The following is a 15,029-nucleotide window of genomic DNA, read 5'->3' on the forward strand; positions in this document are numbered from 1 at the left end:
GTGGCAGAATGGCCATTTCCGCCCCGCGCGGGGCCGTTGGTTGGTGGTCAGTTCAGCGTGTCGCGACCAGCATTACTTGGCCATCGCCAAACCCTAAGTAACTGATTTTATTTATCCCGCATTAGATCAAGGCCACGGAGTTGTCCATTCGCCAAGCTTATGACGCCCATTTTCGACAAGCATAAGATGCCAATTCTCGGGCGTCGCTGCGGCCGATACTTCGTGGTCGGAACTGGACGGCTGGGGCGTTTTCAAACCGGAGCGCACCAGACAAAAAAAGACCGCCCATAAGGGCGGCCTTCCAAAATCGACATGATAGCGGGCCGATAGGGCCCCTTATGTTAAATCGGGCTTCAAACCTTCATATCGCGGCCATCCCTTGCTCAAGCCAGGAGGCAAAATCGGCTTCGGTTAGGTCGCCAGACGCGAGATCTTCCATCATGCGCACGCCCACGACCGGATCGGGACGAAAAGCGTAACCATTAAGCCGCAGAAAGGTGATCGCCGTGACGAAGGCCGTGCGCTTGTTGCCATCAACGAAGGCGTGAGCCTTGGCGATCCCGAACGCGTAGGCCGCTGCGATCTCACTCACTCCGGCGTCCTTGTATGCCGCGAGATTCATCGCGCGGGCACAGCCCATTTCGAGAAGTGCCCGGTCCCGCATCCCGGGCGCGCCGCCGTGTCGGGCGATCTGCCGGTCGTGAATGATGGTGACCGCGGCCAAGGGCACCCAGATATGGTTGCTCATGCCAGGGCTTGCAGCAGATCCCGGTTGTCATCCATGACGATTTCGGCTGCCTTGAGCGCCTCCGCCACGGAGGGATCATGCGTCATGAGCTTGAGGCTGCCATCGTCGCCGCGGACCACGAACAGGGAATCCCCTTCCTTGGCGTCGAGTATCGTGAGCATTTCAGTCGTCAGGGTCATGACCGCCGAATTGCCAACTTTGCGGATTTTTGTCTCGATCATCTTCGGGCCTCCGTGTTTACACTCGTATATACGCACTTCGACGATTGTTCGCAAGATGCTGGGCTGGGACAGGAACCAGCCTCTATTTCATGAGAGAATATCCCCTTTCAAATCACTGACCCGATAGAAGTCAATGCCAACCTCGGCCCCGCTCAACGCGGGGCGAACGCGGTGCCGCTTCAGCCGACGGACTACCTCCCCGATCTGCAGATCATGCTGTTCAGCGAGTCTGGCCGGATGGGTGAACCGGCCCTTGAATTCCGCCACCGTCGCCGGGTCGAACCGCGGGATCCGATGTCCACCTGACGGACCAACGATCCAGTCGACGGCCAGGCTCACGTCCTCCGGGCACCGGTCCACCAGGCCCCACCCGGTGTCCTTCGGAATCTTGAGCGCACCGAAAGCTTCCATGGGCGAGAGCCCCGTCGTGCAGGCCGCCGCGTGGTGCTTGACCTCGGCCGTGTCCACCCGCAGCGCAGTGATCCCGCCCTCACCAGTCAGGCGAACCACGCGCTTGAGGAACCCGCCGAGGATCATGTGTACCACAGTAATGGCCGGCACCTTGGCCTTTTCCGCGGCTTTCGAGACCGGCACCAGCCCGTCGGTCTCGGCCCCCAGTTCGGTTGCTTTCGCGTGCAGATCGCCAACCAGCATGGCAACCTCCTCGCGATCCACGGCCTTCTGGATCCGCCCCTTCAGTCCCGGCCGTTCGGAGTAGATGGGTGTGAGAAGCCGATCGGCAAAAAGCTGATCGACGAGGGGTCGACCACAACCCAACACGTCAGGCAAGGAAACAACATGCACTATCCGCTTCGTTCGGGCCGCGATCTCCCGGCCCCTGGCCACAGGGATGGGGTAATGGGCCGAGGCCTTCTCAGGCAGTACTCCGGCAGCAATCAGCACGTTGCCCAGAGCCCTCGAGTCAAGCTGCTGCTCCTTGGCAAGGGAAGCGAGCGTGTGCAGGCGGCGTTCGGGGAGTTCCACACCGAGCACCTTGGTTCCGGCCGGCAGGGCGATGCTCTCAGTGATGACGTCGCGAAGGATCCGCGCGATGTCCCCGGGTTCCTTGAGCGATTTCGAGTGCGCAATGGCTTCATAGAAGCGCCCGAATATCTTGCGCGCCCCGGGTGTCCCGGTTGCATCATCGAATTTCCTGAGCTGAGCCTCCAGAGCTTCCCGGATGCCCTGCTCGCCGCGCGACGTGAATTCAAAGCCCACACGCCCGGCGCGGTCCCAGTCATCAGAGGTCAGCTCCGGCAATTTCTGCGCCGGGCCGAAGGCAACCAGTACGCCCAGAAGCTCTGTCGCACGGGTTGCCTGATCCAGCGTTTGCGAATCCAGCCAATCGGAGCCAGTATTCCCGTCGAGGCGACGCAGGACATAGTCCTGGAGCGGCGAAACCGAGCGGTGCACTGCCCTCTCGATCATCTTCTGAAGCTCAGCGCCGCGCTCGGGCACCCGGCGATCAAGTTCGTGAAACTTGTCATCCCACGCAATTGACGCCTGGCGCAGGAGCGGGATCTGGTGATGCTGACAGGTTCGCACGACCGACAGCGTCCACGTCCAACGCCCGCGGCGAATGCCGGTCTCGTCATCCCTTGCCAGACAGGCCGGACAAAAGACCGTGTAGGGATTTGCGAGGAACTCCGCGGTGACCAGCTCACCCCGGATGTCGTATAGGCGTTTCCCGACCGGAATTGCGGCATTCGCGCACAGGTCCTCGACAGCCACTCCTGCGATCTCGGCGAGGCGCGAGACAGCAGTTCTGTCATTGACCGCCATTTGGTCTGGCGAAATGCCGACATCGCGAAGAAACGAGACCAGCCGATCACCGGTGTGGAGCCTGGCAAGGCACGCCGCATATGACAGCGGACTCTCCTCGGGATGAAAAGGGAAATGAGGGACGAGCATCAGCGCGCACCCTGCCCGAACAACTGGGCCTCACCGAGATCGATCCTGGCCCAGTGGCGGGCAAGAAAGACGTTCTGACCCATGCCGCAACCTTCCTGCATGCCCCAGCTCTCGGCGAAATGGTTGATTGTCAATTCATCGGCATCCACCAGGGCCGCCGCCTCGAGCGCCGCGAGGATGTTTTCGATACAGCGGCCGAAACGGTTGCGGCTCGCGTGAACGAGACGATCCACCAGATCCTCGTCCGACGGCGGCTGCACGCCGACCGCGTTGCAGAAACCGGCGATGACCTTGGTCAAGGCATTGCGATCCGAATGCGGCGAAACATCCCCAAGAGGCAGCCGCCAGTAGCGGCGGGTGACCTGGGCATCGCAGGAAGCGATCTGCCAGAGGCTTTCAACACCGCTCAGCACGACGCTGACGGCACCGTCCCCCTGCATCAGGTTGCGGACGGTCTTCAGGAAGACATCGACCTTGAACTTGCTCCCAGCGCCGAACAGGTCATGCGCCTCATCGATCCACAGGATCGCCGTCCCACGGAGTCTGAAATGGTGCCGCACCTTGCGCATGATATCGTCCTCGGTCTGTGACCGGGAGACGGACGGGTACCCGCTGGCGCTGAGGATCTCGATCCCCAGGCTCTTGGCGGTGGCCGGGCTGGGCACACGCACCCCGACCCATGGCTGATGTGCCGCGTCGCGCGGCTGCAACGCCGGATGAGTCTTCAGGCCATGATGCACCAGCGAGGTCTTGCCCCCGCCGGCGGGCTCCACCACGGCGATGCCGCGTGCATCGCCGGCCTTGTTGAAGAGGCGGGGCTTCGGAAGCAGGTTTCCCTGCTCATCGCGCTGCAGCAGCCGGTCCAGGTAGCTACGGAACTGAGCGTCCCGCGGGGTCGAGAGGTACTTGTCTCGCAGCCGGTCCACGGCTGCGAGTTTTTCGTTGATGGTGAGAGTTGATGCAGTCATGGTCATTCGTCCTCCAGGGTCCAATCGTCGCCGTCATCAGCCACGTCGGCATGATCGCCCGGCTGATGAGCGGGAAATTGGATCGCGCTGAAACCGCCGGAAGCAGAATCTTCCGCGCTGGTTTGATTTTCGTCGGCGTTGTCGTCCGAGGGGGTGCAACCGGCCGTGGCAAGGCGCGTCCCCCATTCGTCCCGGGCCCCGTCATAGGGGTTCTCAGGCTCCGTCTCCGAGGTCTTGAACCCGATGAACAGGCGGTCTTCCTCGTAGTCCATGCGCTTCTCGGACCAGTCTTCCATGATGAGCCCGACGCGGGTCATGGCATCGCTGTTGGTTTTCTTGATGAAATCGAGCGCTTGGCGAACCACGGCAAAGTTGACTTCGGCGTTCCTGGCATTTTTCGCTCGGATCTCGGCCGCCGCGTGCAGCCATTCCTGCGCACAGACGCCTTGATACCGATCGAACACGGCGGGGATCTCGAACCAGCGCCCATTCAGCTCGGCCCAGATGGCGCCGATGTCCTCGGGATACCACCGGATCGAGACCTTGCGCTCCTGCGCCCTGGTCATGAACCGGGCCAGGATTTCCGAGTGATAACGGACCCCGAGGATGGTGATCCCCTGACGGGTCACGGTGCGTTCCCGCTCATGGCCGAAAATCAGGCGCCGACGACCGAGGTCCGGCGGTGGCTGGACACCGAATTTCTCGACCAGCCGGTTCCAGCAGTCCAGCGGAGTTTCCCCATTCAGCCCGCGGTGCGGGGTGCGATGGTAAATGTCCACGATGTAGCGAACCAGGACCGAACAGAACTCTTCCGGGTTGAGCGCTGCACGTGCCACCGAGTCGTAATCCCCCCGCTCGACGGTGTTGCTGAAGGTCCGCCCACTCAGCCGGGGCATAAGTTTGGTCGCGAATGTGCCGAACACGCGCTCGATCCTGCCCTTCGATTCCGGAGGGGCAGCGGCGCAATACTGCAGCGTGATGCCGAGGTCGGACACGCGCGCCTGGACAAGGTTCGAGATGTTGTAGCTCACACAGTCGGTCACGATGAACGAAGGCCAGCCGAACTGGTTCCAGGGCGTGAGACCGCCGTAGGCATCTCCCCACACACCCTTGTCGCGCATCATCATTTCGATGACCCGGAGTGCGCTCTGAGAGTTGGGCTGCCGGGAGATCACCATGCCGACAATGCACCGCGTCGCACAGCAGATGGCCACGGTGATCCACCACCGGGCCTTCTTCTTGTCCAGCCCGAGGGCCTTCTTTTCCTCCTCCGTCAGGTGATGAAACAGCCCACCTTCGGCCATGAGGGTAATCGCATCGACCTCCCACTCGTCGAACTCGACACGTTGCATCGGGCGCGTAATATCAAGCCCCATGCCGACGGGTGCGAACTGCCGGTTTGCAGCCTCCCGGCCTTTGCGGGTCAGGGTCACGTCGAAAGGGTTGAGCTTCCGGATGGCCTGCCGCACCGTCTCACGGGACGGGCAGAGGATTTCCGGCTCGCTGGCGGCCCGGCGACGCTCATTCTCGGCGAGGAAGGCGGTTTTGACCTCTTCGAAGACGATGGCCTGCGACGGGCGCTGGATGTTGAGATACTTGCTCACGACCTTGCCCATGATCATCAGTTCATCGGCTGTCATTCGGCGGTCCCGATTACCGCGTTCGGAGATCCTGTCGTAAAGGCCTGCCAGACCGAAACGTCTCTCCTTCCGCTCCCATTCGAGCACGGTCTTCGCGCCCAGATCTTCAGGTACAGGCAGATCTTTGCCACGATCTTCGGGCGAACCCTCCCGCTGAATCTTTGCGGCACGCAGCTTGATGGCATCGAGGTGAGGTTTGACGGAATTCGCGGTGCGCTTGATGTCCGTTTTATCGTCGTTCAGAAGCTCACGGAACGCATGTACAACAGACATCCGCATCGCGGCCTTTTTCTGGGCTTTGTGGCCCCTGAGGGAAAGCAGCTCACCATTCGGCAGAAAGCGCTTCCGCAGATGCTCGGGCTGATGTTGGTTCGGAGTGCACTTAAAGTTTCCGACCGTGAGATAACGGCTGATTTCGGCGTTGGTCATGACCTGAGGCACGCCCTTGCCCGTCGCCGCGACGAACATATGGCCATCTTCGCGGGTCTCGAAGTAGCGGAAAGGCTGCCCTCCGATCACGATACCATCGTATTCCGAGAAGGAGAACTTGGGCTGAACGGGGCTGGGTTTGACGGCGTTCATTTGGACATCCTCCGGCGGACATGGGCCTCGTGCGTAATGCGCACGTTGAGTGTGAGTTCGAGTTCGTGAGAGCGGAGCAGGCGAACCACGGCCCGGAACCCGCGCGCTCCGAGGCCGATTGCCTCGACCAGATCCTGGACCCGGACAGAGCCGACGATCTCGCCAAGGAGTCTCCGTGCGGCAGCGTCTGCATCGGGATCGGGACGACGCATCTCATGCATCATCTCGGCATTGAAGTATTCCACGGGGTCGATGTCACGCTCGGTCATCACGACGACCGCGTCGGCAAAGCTCCGAGGAACCCGAGCCGCGACTTCCGCAAGCTCGTTCTGAACCTTGGCTTGGCGGCGGCGAAATTCCGACTTCACCATGATCGCGACGCGCTTGCCGTCGGCCATCAGGGCGCGGAAGTCGAAAAAGTGCTTGCCGATTTCCCCGTCGGCCTCGAGCCACTGAAAGAGCACTTGGCTTTCGATCCCAGCCACATCCGGGCGGGCGAGGAGGACAAGCATGCACTTCATTTCGGTGTTGCTGTCGTAGCCCACGGTGTAGCCCTCATCGGGGTCCATCGTGACCTGTCCAGTTTGGTGTTCCCGGGCACCGACGGCCGTTTTACGTGCAGTCTGCACGCGCTCCGGCATCGTGATCCCGCCATCCGGCATCTTCATCATACTCTTGTTCCTTTCGGCATGAAGGTACCGCTCGCCGGAATGCGCTCCGACGCTGCCCGAAGACGGCGATACCGATTTCTGGTTTCGTGTTGAGAGCCCGCCGGTGACTTCGGGAGGCTCGGGGGGCAGGCTTCACCGTGGGGCGGCCTGCGAAGCCTGGTGGTCTACTCTTTGCCGTTGACCATCGTCGTTGATCTCCTCTTGACCTTGACCTCGGAACCGGTCGCCAAGCTGCGGCGTTGTCGATTGAGAGGTTGGCTGACTGCCGGTTTCACGAAGAAAAAACTGCGTCCCGATCTGCGTGATCTGCCGTTCAGCCTTCGCTTGGGGTCGAGAAACTACCCAATCCGGACCCCCCGACAACAGCTGATTTTGGCCAAAATATTTTTGTCGATTCCATTTCCGTTTTCTTCCAACTGAACCGAGTGAATTTCAGACTTCACCTAAGCCATTGTTTTTTCTTGGTAAATAAATGAGTAAAGACAACCACTCCGGAAGACCGTCGGTCAAACTTTTTTTGCGAGGTGGAGAACAGCTCTGAATTGGTCCGAACCAAGGGTCGCCGCCGAGACATTTTTGCAACGCGACATGGCAAACCGAATTGAATGGTATAGGTTTGAATCCCCGGTGGCCCGCGTCCGCGATCCGTTTTTCGACGAATCAGCGGCTTCCGCGAAGACCGATCACGATGACGATGACGATGGCGATGGGCACGGGTCACGGTTGCCAGGGCAAGGGCAAGGGCAAGGGCAAGGGCAAGGGCAAGGGCAAGGGCAAGGGCAAGGGCAAGGGATCTGTCGGCGCGCCAGGAAACACTTGCAACAACTTCAGAAGGCCAAGCCTGCGGTCAGGCCCCTCCTTTCACGAAAAGCGGCAATTTCCTTGAGGAAGCTCGGCATTTCCGGTCATATCGCCTTGGAAACGAAAGAGCGCCGCCCCGAGTGCAGCGCCGCGAAGAAACGAGGCGCAGCATGGCGATCAAGAAAAGCGACATTTACCGTTCTTTATGGGAGAGCTGTGATCAGCTCCGGGGCGGAATGGATGCCTCGCTCTACAAGGATTACATCCTTACCCTGCTCTTCGTGAAATACATCTCCGACCGGGCCGGGCAACCTGACGCCCTGATTGAGGTGCCGGAAGGATGCTCGTTCGAAGACATCCGCAAGCTGCGCGGCACTAAGGACATCGGCGAAGGCATCGACACTGCCATCGCCGGGATTGCCGAGGCGAACGACCTCAAGAACGTGATCGATCGGGCCTATTTCAACGATACCGAGAAATTCGGGCGCGGGCCCAAGATGGTCGCGACGCTCACCGCGCTCATCAACATCTTCAGCCGCGAGGAGCTGAACTTCAGCCGCAACCGGGCGGATGGCGACGACATCCTCGGCGATGCCTATGAATACCTGATGCGGAACTTCGCCACCGAGTCCGGCAAGAGCAAGGGCCAGTTCTACACGCCTGCCGAGGTCTCACGCGTTGTCGCCGCGGTCGCCGGCGTCAACCGTGCCACCAGCCCCAAGCAGACCGTCTACGACCCCACCTGTGGTTCAGGCTCTCTCCTCCTCAAGGCCGCCGACGCCGCCGATGTCAGCCTGACCATCTACGGTCAGGAAATGGATATCACCACCCGCGGCCTCGCCAAGATGAACATGATCATGCACGGGCGCGAGGATGCCGAGATCGCCCAGGGCGACGTCATCGGCGAGCCGCAGTTCAAGGCCTCCGAAACCGAACTCCAGACCTTCGACTTCGTAGTCGCCAACCCTCCGTTCTCGGCCAAGGCCTGGGGCGCGGGCCTGACCAGTGACAACAAATTCGGCCGCTTCGACCTTGGCATGCCGCCCGACAAGAACGGTGACTTCGCCTTCTTGCTGCACATCCTGGGCTCCATGAAAGCCACCGGCTCCGGCGCGGTCATCCTGCCCCATGGCGTGCTCTTCCGCGGCAACAAGGAGGCCGAGCTTCGCCAGAAGATCCTGAAGCGTGGTTACATCAAGGCGATCATCGGCCTGCCGGCGAACCTCTTCTATGGCACCGGCATCCCCGCCTCGATCATCGTGCTCGACAAATCCGGCGCCTGCGCGGAGCGTCCCGTCTTCATGATCGAAGCCTCGCGCGGCTTTGCCAAGGACGGCAACAAGAACCGCCTGCGCGAGCGTGATATTCACAAGATCACCGATGCCTATACCCGGCAGGGCGAGATCAAGGGCTACTCCCGGCTCGTCCCCTACGCCGAGATTACCCGCAACGATTTCAACCTGAACATCCCGCGCTACATCGACGGCTCCGACTCCGAGGATCTGCAGGACATCGAGGCGCATCTGAAAGGCGGCGTGCCGAACCGCGACATCGACCTGCTGGCCGAGTTCTGGGATGTCATGCCGGGTGTGCGGTCCATGCTTTTCGGGCCGAACCCGCGCCCGGGCTATTCCGACCCGCTGATCGCGCCGGAGGAGGTCCGCACCACCATCCGCAACCATCCCGAATTCGACGCCTTCAGAACTCAGGTTCAAACCATCCTCGACGGCTGGGCCGGGCAGAACGCGCCGCTGATGGATGGCATCCAGGTGGGCGACACGCCCAAAGCGCTGATCCACACCATTGCCGAGGACATGCTGACCCGCTTTGCCGAGGCGCCGCTCATCGACCAGTATGAGGCCTATCAGCGTCTCATGTCCTACTGGGCGGACACCATGCAGGACAATGTTTTCATCATCGCCCACGATGGTTGGGAAGCGGCCAAAGAACTGCGCGAGGCGCGCAAGGAGGTCGATGGCAAAAAGGTCAAATGGCTGGAAGAGGCCGACCTGACCGTGAAAAAGGTGCGCCTTGTGGCGGATGTCATCCCGCCCCGGTTGATCGTCGCCCGTTTCTTCCCCGAGATGCAGCGGGCGCTTGATGACGCGCAGGCCAAGGCCGAGGAACTGGCCCGCGAGATCGAGGAGATGGTCGAGGGACACGGGGCCGAGGGTGGTCTGCTGGCCGATGCGCTGACCGAGGCGGGCAAGCTGACCGCCGCGTCGGTCAAGGCGCGGCAGAAATTCGGCGAGGCCGAGCCGGAAGAAGCAAAGCTGCTGAAACAGGTGGCCAGGCTGATGACGGCCGAGACGGCGGCAAAGAAGGCGGCCAAGGAGGCCGAGGAGGCACTGACCGAGGCCACTCTGAAGAAATATCCGGACCTGGACGGGACGAACCTCCTTGGACCTGGCAGAACAGCGTCATCGTCGCCCGCCGCGCCCGGCCAGAGCTAAAGGGAAACGGCGGGCACGGCCTCGCATCCCTGAAGACCCATCTGAGGCTGTCCTTCGACCACCACGATGCCGGCGAAGATGCCCGGGCCGCTGCAGAGGTCGTCCTGCACGCGGAGAAAGCGAAGGGACCCGGGATTTGCTTTCACGATGCTTGATCGATGCCAGCGCAAATACACCCACCGCAAGCCCGGCGGCTGGCGATCCGAAGCTATCAATCATCTGAAATGCGGGTAAAGGGCGGGAAGCGGCCGTTCGAGGCACTCGGATCAACGTCTCTTGGCCCTCGCAAATGTCGACGATAGTTATGCCTGCTGTAATGCCGGTAAATGGGACTGCGACCTTTTGTTATTCACCAGCAAGCAAGTCTACTTTCAACCCTGCGTAGTTTGTCTTGCCTGCAAGAATATCGACAAAGACCTGATTTCGTTTGGCGGCGCGATCTTTCAGTCGGTCGAACGCCAAAACCTCAACCATTACGTTACGCATAGTATAATAATTGTAAGCCATCGGTCCCCCAAAGTTTGTGATCTTAAAATCGTTGTCTTTGAGGTATCGCTCAAGGTCAGCGTTCCAGTCTGCAATCACATAGCCACGGACCATGGTTTCGGGGGAGACCACGATCTTTCTGCCACCAGAAGTCGTAATGCCGCCGTAGTCCCGAATTTCACCCACCTGACTTATCAGCTGTTGGACGGGATTATCGGTTGGGTGATCTGCTTCCTCCGCGATATCATACTTAGCTTTCTGGGGACGCTTCATTTCAACAAGTAGAAGCTCGTTGTCATTATTTACCAAAATGTCATGGGCATACGAGCCTTTTCCTCGATGCTTACCTTTCGGAGTTCTGTCACTGGAGATGTATTCAGCATAGGCAAGGTCATCATCGATCAGCCATAGGTTATGCGCGGAATAGTCAATTTCTTCGCTATCCTTGTACCGTGGATAGACAAGCTGATGTACTGCGTCTTCTTTTGCGATGGTGCCATCTTCTTTTCGATTGAGCATCTCGGAAAGGACTTTGATTACGTCATTTCGGTAGGCCACATAGACTGCTAAAGCTTCCTTGGCGTCAGCCGTGATGTTATTTCGGACAACACTCTGGAGGTCTTCGTAGGGCGTTTCCGAGTTGATCTTACGGAAATCAAACTTGCTCCTGAGACGTGCGACGAACAAGTCTTGAGCAAGCTGCTCTTTGGATTCGAGAATTGCTCTTTCCTCTACAAACTCATTCAAGCTTTTTCCGCCCAAACCTCTTCGCAGAATTGGATCAAGCGCGATTTACTCCTCAACCTGCGCCTGCATCACTTTCCGTCTGCGTCCTGTGTAGTCAGGTTCCAAGGTGAGAATGTGTGCTTTCGCCTCAGCAGCCAAGGCATCTTTTAGCTTTTTGTCAGATTTGCCATGGGTAATCTTCACATTGAGGTTTTCGATTTTGTCACGAGACTGAGTCGCCTTGAAGTACGAGCTACTGACTGCAACGAGATAATTATATCGGCGACCATTCTCGTCTTCGAATGCAGTTTCACGAAGGCCCTTTGCGATGTTCTCCAAGTCGCTTGTGGCTCTGTTATCTGCATAGAAATAGAGACTATGCCGCTTCGACTTTTCGGCATCAATCGTCATAAAGTTGAATTTGAACTCAAACGTCTCACCTTCGACCTCGAGAACAACGCTCTTCTCATCTCGAACGACTACACTTTCCGAGAAATATTTAGCCAGGTTGAATTTTGCATCGGCAATTTCAAAAATGAAATTCTTGGGTGCTTTTCTCTGAACAAAGTCCAGCAGGAAATGGTCCAGCACTGCGGTCAAGATCGACTCTTCTGTGTGGCCTTCATCAACGTCCGGACCGGAAAAATTAAAGTACTTACAATATTCCTCAAGCGGATTTGCAAATACTACAGAAAGGCCACTCGAATAGGCATGACGCTTGATCAGCGCAGATTCGTCGATTTCCTCCAAGTTGTCAAAATCGCTGAGTGGCTTGTACTCAAATACCGCGTTGCTTTGGCTTCCGTCCTCGAAAGTGGTTGGCGATGAATAAAATACGCGGTCAAAGATCTTGAACGAAATAAAGCGGCCGAACCCTTTACCGTTTCTTCGAAGCTTGTTGCCGGTGAACGGCGTAAGAAATGCTATGAGGTTCTCCTTGTTGAACCCCTCGCCGTTGTCTTCAACTGATATTCTTTTGTTATCAACGTCAAACTTTACACGAACGAAACCCTTCTCGTAGGCTTCTTCCCCATATTTGTCTTCTATGGAGTGTAGTGAATTAGTAATCGCTTCAAACAGAGGATAAAGAAAACCAGTCAATTGAGATGGTAATGACGCTCGCTTTATCTCTGAAGCCAAATCCAATCTACGGTGTTTCAAATTGCACCTCACTCGACAAGCTCTGCAAGGGTCCACTTGACGCTATTTTTTGACAGGTTTCAAGGCGGTACGATGGAGTCTTAGTTGAACATGCCGATGCAGCCCGGGGAGGCGCCTGGCCGATGGCCGTGGGCTCGGAGGTGAGCTATCACGGTGGGGCAATTCCCAACGTGCTCCAGGACGAACGCCGCCGGATCAATGGCTTTTCAGTATGATCGGCGCTCCAGGGCCGCCGCCAAAAAATGTATTCGCACCGTTCCGTTTCAGGATCTTGTCGATGCCTCGGTGAATGACCGCTTTGGGCCGCTCGCGTCACTTGGGCAAAAAGGGCAGAAAGCACGCGTGAGCGAAAAGAGGACATCCAGTCCGCTTCGCGCCCAGATTCACCGCGAGCTTGGCGGCTCTCCATGCCATCGTGACCGCCGCAGCGGGCGGTGGGGTCGGTGCTGCTGCGTTGCTGGCCAGCGTCGGGATCGCTCCCGACGACCCCTGGGACGCCAGGTAGTTGGTTCCGTCCGAACGCTACTATGACATGCTCGAAAGGATCGCCGATCAAATCGACGTGACGGATCTTCCCGTACGCACCGGCGCTTCCCTGCGGCTTGACGAATACGGCGCGCTTGGGCGGCTGGCCTTCAAGGCTGCTACGACGCTTGGGGCGTCCTACGCGCGAGTGAAGCGCTATGCGCGCCTCTGGACCAGCGTTGTCGAATACGAGCTGAGGCCGGCGAAGCTTGCTATCGATGGCGAGGTTGAATAGCGCGAGATCTCTGGTGTGTCCGGCAATCTCGAGACGGACCCGGATCGCCCAGACGTGCTTAGGCAGTAGTGGGCGCTTCTGGCCAACGATGCGGCCCTTGTTCCAGGCGGGACAGCAGACGCGGATGGTTGGCAAGTTGGCGGTGGACATATCAGTTCCTCCCATCCGCCCTGCCCACCTCGTCCTCGACATCGTGCCGATGGGCCGATCACAGCATCCTGATGAACCCCAGGTGGCCGCTCCGAGCCCAATTTGCCGAGTTCCGCGGGACGCACGCATGCCGGGTAGCGCCGGCGGGTAAAATATTTTCAATGACTGCTCGGGGCCTGTCTGGGGTTTGTAGCCCCGGAAATCGGGCAATCTGCCTGTCATTCCTCCAACCAAGCGTTTCAGGAGTTGATCGCAGGTTGCCGTTACCATCGTGAATTGGTACGCGATAGTCTTATTGACTTTCTGTCCATGAACCCACGCTGCAGGCCGGTCGGACGCCTGCATTGCCTGGCATCTTGAACAGGTCTTGCCCCCTACCGGAGATGGAAATGACAGATCTGAACAGCCGTCACGGCCTGAACCCGCCCCACAGCGAAGTGGTCAACGCTTGCCAGCAGATCGAGCCTTGCGATGCACTCGATATGGGGTGCTCGAATGGCCGCAATGCCCTTTACCTCAGCCAGCAGGGTTTCAACGTCACCGCAGTGGACAGCAACGCCAATGCCATTGGCATGCTGCAATCCATTGTCGTGCAGGAAGGCATCGGCAATATCGATGCGCGCGTTTATGACATCAACGAGGCCGGATTGGATGCCGACTATGGGTTCATTGCCTGTACCGTGACCCTGATGTTTCTCGACCCCGGGCGGGTCGAGGCCGTTCTCGCTGACATGCAGGCACGTACCTTGCCCGGCGGCTACAATCTGATCGTTTGTGCCATGGACACAGCCGCCCATCCCTGCCCGGTCGGGTTTCCGTTCACCCTGCATGAAGGCCAGCTCAGCACCATCTATCAGGGCTGGGAAATGCTCAAGTACAACGAAGATCTCGGCACCATGCACAACGGGGCACAGCTACAGTTTGCAACCATGCTGGCGCGCAAACTGGCATAGGCGTTAATAGTCCTTGCGCGTCCGAGAATGCCGCCGGTGGGTGGCCCTCGCGCTTACGGCTTGGATGATTTCTGCCCGTGCCCCCGATGACGACGAGAACAAGGCCCTCCTGGTGAGGGACGCCACGGCTTCAAGGCCATAGCCGTCAGTCGGCTACATGGGGCCGATTGACGGCTATGGCCCTGAAATTCCATCGCGGGGTGAACAGAGCCGAAGTTTTTTCTTCGTGCCTCTGACTGTTGGCCAATCTCCATATCAAAGGAGGGAAACAACTCTCATCCATCCCGGGCAGAACAAGGAGCCACCTACCCCCAGGAAACAGCACGCGGACAGGGCTTGAGGCTGCCATGAATGGCAGACGCGCAACAAAAGGAGCACCAACATGCTGCGCAACCTACCCACGAAGACGCTGTCCGCAGATCCGCGACTCGCCAGCGTCCGCGCGCATTTCGCCGAGCACGGAACGGCCCTGTGCAATGCCGCCGGGCTGATCGACGCCGACGCAGGAACTGCGCGCGTTCTGCGTCTCATGTCCACTCTGCGTGAAGCGTCGCGCCTCGACCGGGCGACGCGGCGCAGGCTGGTCGATCTGCACCGGCTCCTATCCCTCGATCCCGTTGTCGACGAGTTCGAACCGGACTTGTCCTTCTGGAGTCCTATCGACCCCGCCAGCCCCGAAGTGGAGGAGCTCTGCCTGCTCACCGACCGTCTCTATGACCTTCTGGTCGAAATCGGAGAACTGGATGAGGACCAGGATGCACTGGCGCTCGCCCTCCGGGCGCAAGACGCGGCCTGAAA

The 15,029-nt window shown here is 59.1% G+C and carries 14 protein-coding genes; 6 read left to right on the forward strand and 8 right to left on the reverse strand.

Annotated features, from left to right (window positions below):
- Positions 1–361: 361 nt before the first annotated feature.
- The 6 genes from FVF75_RS12815 to FVF75_RS12840 form a co-directional block, all read right to left on the reverse strand.
- Positions 362–748, reverse strand: coding sequence for a type II toxin-antitoxin system death-on-curing family toxin (locus tag FVF75_RS12815; protein WP_148378591.1), 387 nt, complete (start codon positions 746–748; stop codon positions 362–364).
- A complete protein-coding gene (locus FVF75_RS12820) occupies positions 745–969 on the reverse strand; it encodes an AbrB/MazE/SpoVT family DNA-binding domain-containing protein (protein ID WP_148378594.1) in 225 nt (74 codons plus the stop codon). The genes FVF75_RS12815 and FVF75_RS12820 overlap by 4 nt, the downstream gene beginning before the upstream one ends.
- An 87-nt stretch (positions 970–1,056) precedes the next feature.
- Complete coding sequence (locus FVF75_RS12825; RefSeq protein ID WP_148378596.1) at positions 1,057–2,880, reverse strand: TniQ family protein; 1,824 nt, start codon at positions 2,878–2,880, stop codon at positions 1,057–1,059.
- Positions 2,880–3,854 (reverse strand): TniB family NTP-binding protein, encoded by a 975-nt coding sequence (locus FVF75_RS12830; protein ID WP_148378599.1) that lies wholly within the window; start codon positions 3,852–3,854, stop codon positions 2,880–2,882. The genes FVF75_RS12825 and FVF75_RS12830 overlap by 1 nt, the downstream gene beginning before the upstream one ends.
- Entirely contained in the window at positions 3,851–6,070 is a 2,220-nt protein-coding gene (locus tag FVF75_RS12835) for a Mu transposase C-terminal domain-containing protein (protein WP_148378603.1), read from the reverse strand. The genes FVF75_RS12830 and FVF75_RS12835 overlap by 4 nt, the downstream gene beginning before the upstream one ends.
- Positions 6,067–6,741 carry a hypothetical protein gene (locus FVF75_RS12840; RefSeq protein ID WP_148378607.1) on the reverse strand — a complete coding sequence of 225 codons (675 nt, stop codon included), beginning with the start codon at positions 6,739–6,741 and terminating at the stop codon, positions 6,067–6,069. The genes FVF75_RS12835 and FVF75_RS12840 overlap by 4 nt, the downstream gene beginning before the upstream one ends.
- Before the next feature lie 177 nt (positions 6,742–6,918).
- Between FVF75_RS12840 and FVF75_RS12845 the strand changes: the two genes are divergently transcribed.
- From FVF75_RS12845 to FVF75_RS12855, 3 genes are all read left to right on the forward strand, one after another.
- A complete protein-coding gene (locus FVF75_RS12845; protein WP_148378610.1) occupies positions 6,919–7,161 on the forward strand; it encodes a hypothetical protein in 243 nt (80 codons plus the stop codon).
- A gap of 268 nt (positions 7,162–7,429) precedes the next feature.
- Positions 7,430–7,627, forward strand: coding sequence for a hypothetical protein (locus FVF75_RS17585; RefSeq protein ID WP_187393070.1), 198 nt, complete (start codon positions 7,430–7,432; stop codon positions 7,625–7,627).
- Between the two features lie 85 nt (positions 7,628–7,712).
- The gene (locus FVF75_RS12855) at positions 7,713–9,995 is read left to right on the forward strand and encodes a type I restriction-modification system subunit M (RefSeq protein WP_148378616.1); all 2,283 of its coding nucleotides are present in this window, start codon (positions 7,713–7,715) and stop codon (positions 9,993–9,995) included.
- A gap of 345 nt (positions 9,996–10,340) precedes the next feature.
- Here FVF75_RS12855 and FVF75_RS17650 read toward each other — a convergent pair whose 3' ends face one another.
- Both FVF75_RS17650 and FVF75_RS17655 read right to left on the reverse strand, forming a co-directional pair.
- The gene (locus FVF75_RS17650) at positions 10,341–11,228 is read right to left on the reverse strand and encodes a hypothetical protein (protein ID WP_222861226.1); all 888 of its coding nucleotides are present in this window, start codon (positions 11,226–11,228) and stop codon (positions 10,341–10,343) included.
- Positions 11,229–11,273: 45 nt separating this feature from the next.
- A complete protein-coding gene (locus FVF75_RS17655; RefSeq protein WP_222861227.1) occupies positions 11,274–12,353 on the reverse strand; it encodes an ATP-binding protein in 1,080 nt (359 codons plus the stop codon).
- Between the two features lie 547 nt (positions 12,354–12,900).
- On the opposite strand from FVF75_RS17655, the gene FVF75_RS17770 reads away from it, so the two are divergent.
- The 3 genes from FVF75_RS17770 (at position 12,901) to FVF75_RS12885 (ending at position 15,027) form a co-directional block, all read left to right on the forward strand.
- Positions 12,901–13,128: an AraC family transcriptional regulator ligand-binding domain-containing protein gene (locus FVF75_RS17770; RefSeq protein ID WP_246138084.1), complete on the forward strand. Its 228-nt coding sequence runs from the start codon at positions 12,901–12,903 to the stop codon at positions 13,126–13,128.
- 539 nt (positions 13,129–13,667) lie between these two features.
- Positions 13,668–14,231, forward strand: coding sequence for a tellurite resistance methyltransferase TehB (gene tehB / locus FVF75_RS12880; RefSeq protein WP_148378619.1), 564 nt, complete (start codon positions 13,668–13,670; stop codon positions 14,229–14,231).
- Between the two features lie 382 nt (positions 14,232–14,613).
- Complete coding sequence (locus tag FVF75_RS12885; protein ID WP_148378622.1) at positions 14,614–15,027, forward strand: hypothetical protein; 414 nt, start codon at positions 14,614–14,616, stop codon at positions 15,025–15,027.
- The last annotated feature ends 2 nt before the right edge of the window (positions 15,028–15,029 follow it).

Origin of the sequence: Maritimibacter fusiformis (assembly GCF_008086115.1) — a bacterium.
Lineage (GTDB): Bacteria > Pseudomonadota > Alphaproteobacteria > Rhodobacterales > Rhodobacteraceae > Muriiphilus > Muriiphilus fusiformis.

Coding starts and splice junctions, on each gene's coding strand:
- FVF75_RS12820 (WP_148378594.1), bottom strand. CDS start 969: ATGATCGAGACAAAAATCCGCAAAGTTGGCAATTCGGCGGTCATGACC.
- FVF75_RS12855 (WP_148378616.1), top strand. CDS start 7,713: ATGGCGATCAAGAAAAGCGACATTTACCGTTCTTTATGGGAGAGCTGT.
- FVF75_RS12885 (WP_148378622.1), top strand. CDS start 14,614: ATGCTGCGCAACCTACCCACGAAGACGCTGTCCGCAGATCCGCGACTC.
- FVF75_RS12840 (WP_148378607.1), bottom strand. CDS start 6,741: ATGATGAAGATGCCGGATGGCGGGATCACGATGCCGGAGCGCGTGCAG.
- FVF75_RS17585 (WP_187393070.1), top strand. CDS start 7,430: ATGACGATGACGATGGCGATGGGCACGGGTCACGGTTGCCAGGGCAAG.
- FVF75_RS12825 (WP_148378596.1), bottom strand. CDS start 2,880: ATGCTCGTCCCTCATTTCCCTTTTCATCCCGAGGAGAGTCCGCTGTCA.
- FVF75_RS12830 (WP_148378599.1), bottom strand. CDS start 3,854: ATGACCATGACTGCATCAACTCTCACCATCAACGAAAAACTCGCAGCC.
- FVF75_RS12815 (WP_148378591.1), bottom strand. CDS start 748: ATGAGCAACCATATCTGGGTGCCCTTGGCCGCGGTCACCATCATTCAC.
- FVF75_RS17770 (WP_246138084.1), top strand. CDS start 12,901: ATGCTCGAAAGGATCGCCGATCAAATCGACGTGACGGATCTTCCCGTA.
- tehB (WP_148378619.1), top strand. CDS start 13,668: ATGACAGATCTGAACAGCCGTCACGGCCTGAACCCGCCCCACAGCGAA.
- FVF75_RS12835 (WP_148378603.1), bottom strand. CDS start 6,070: ATGAACGCCGTCAAACCCAGCCCCGTTCAGCCCAAGTTCTCCTTCTCG.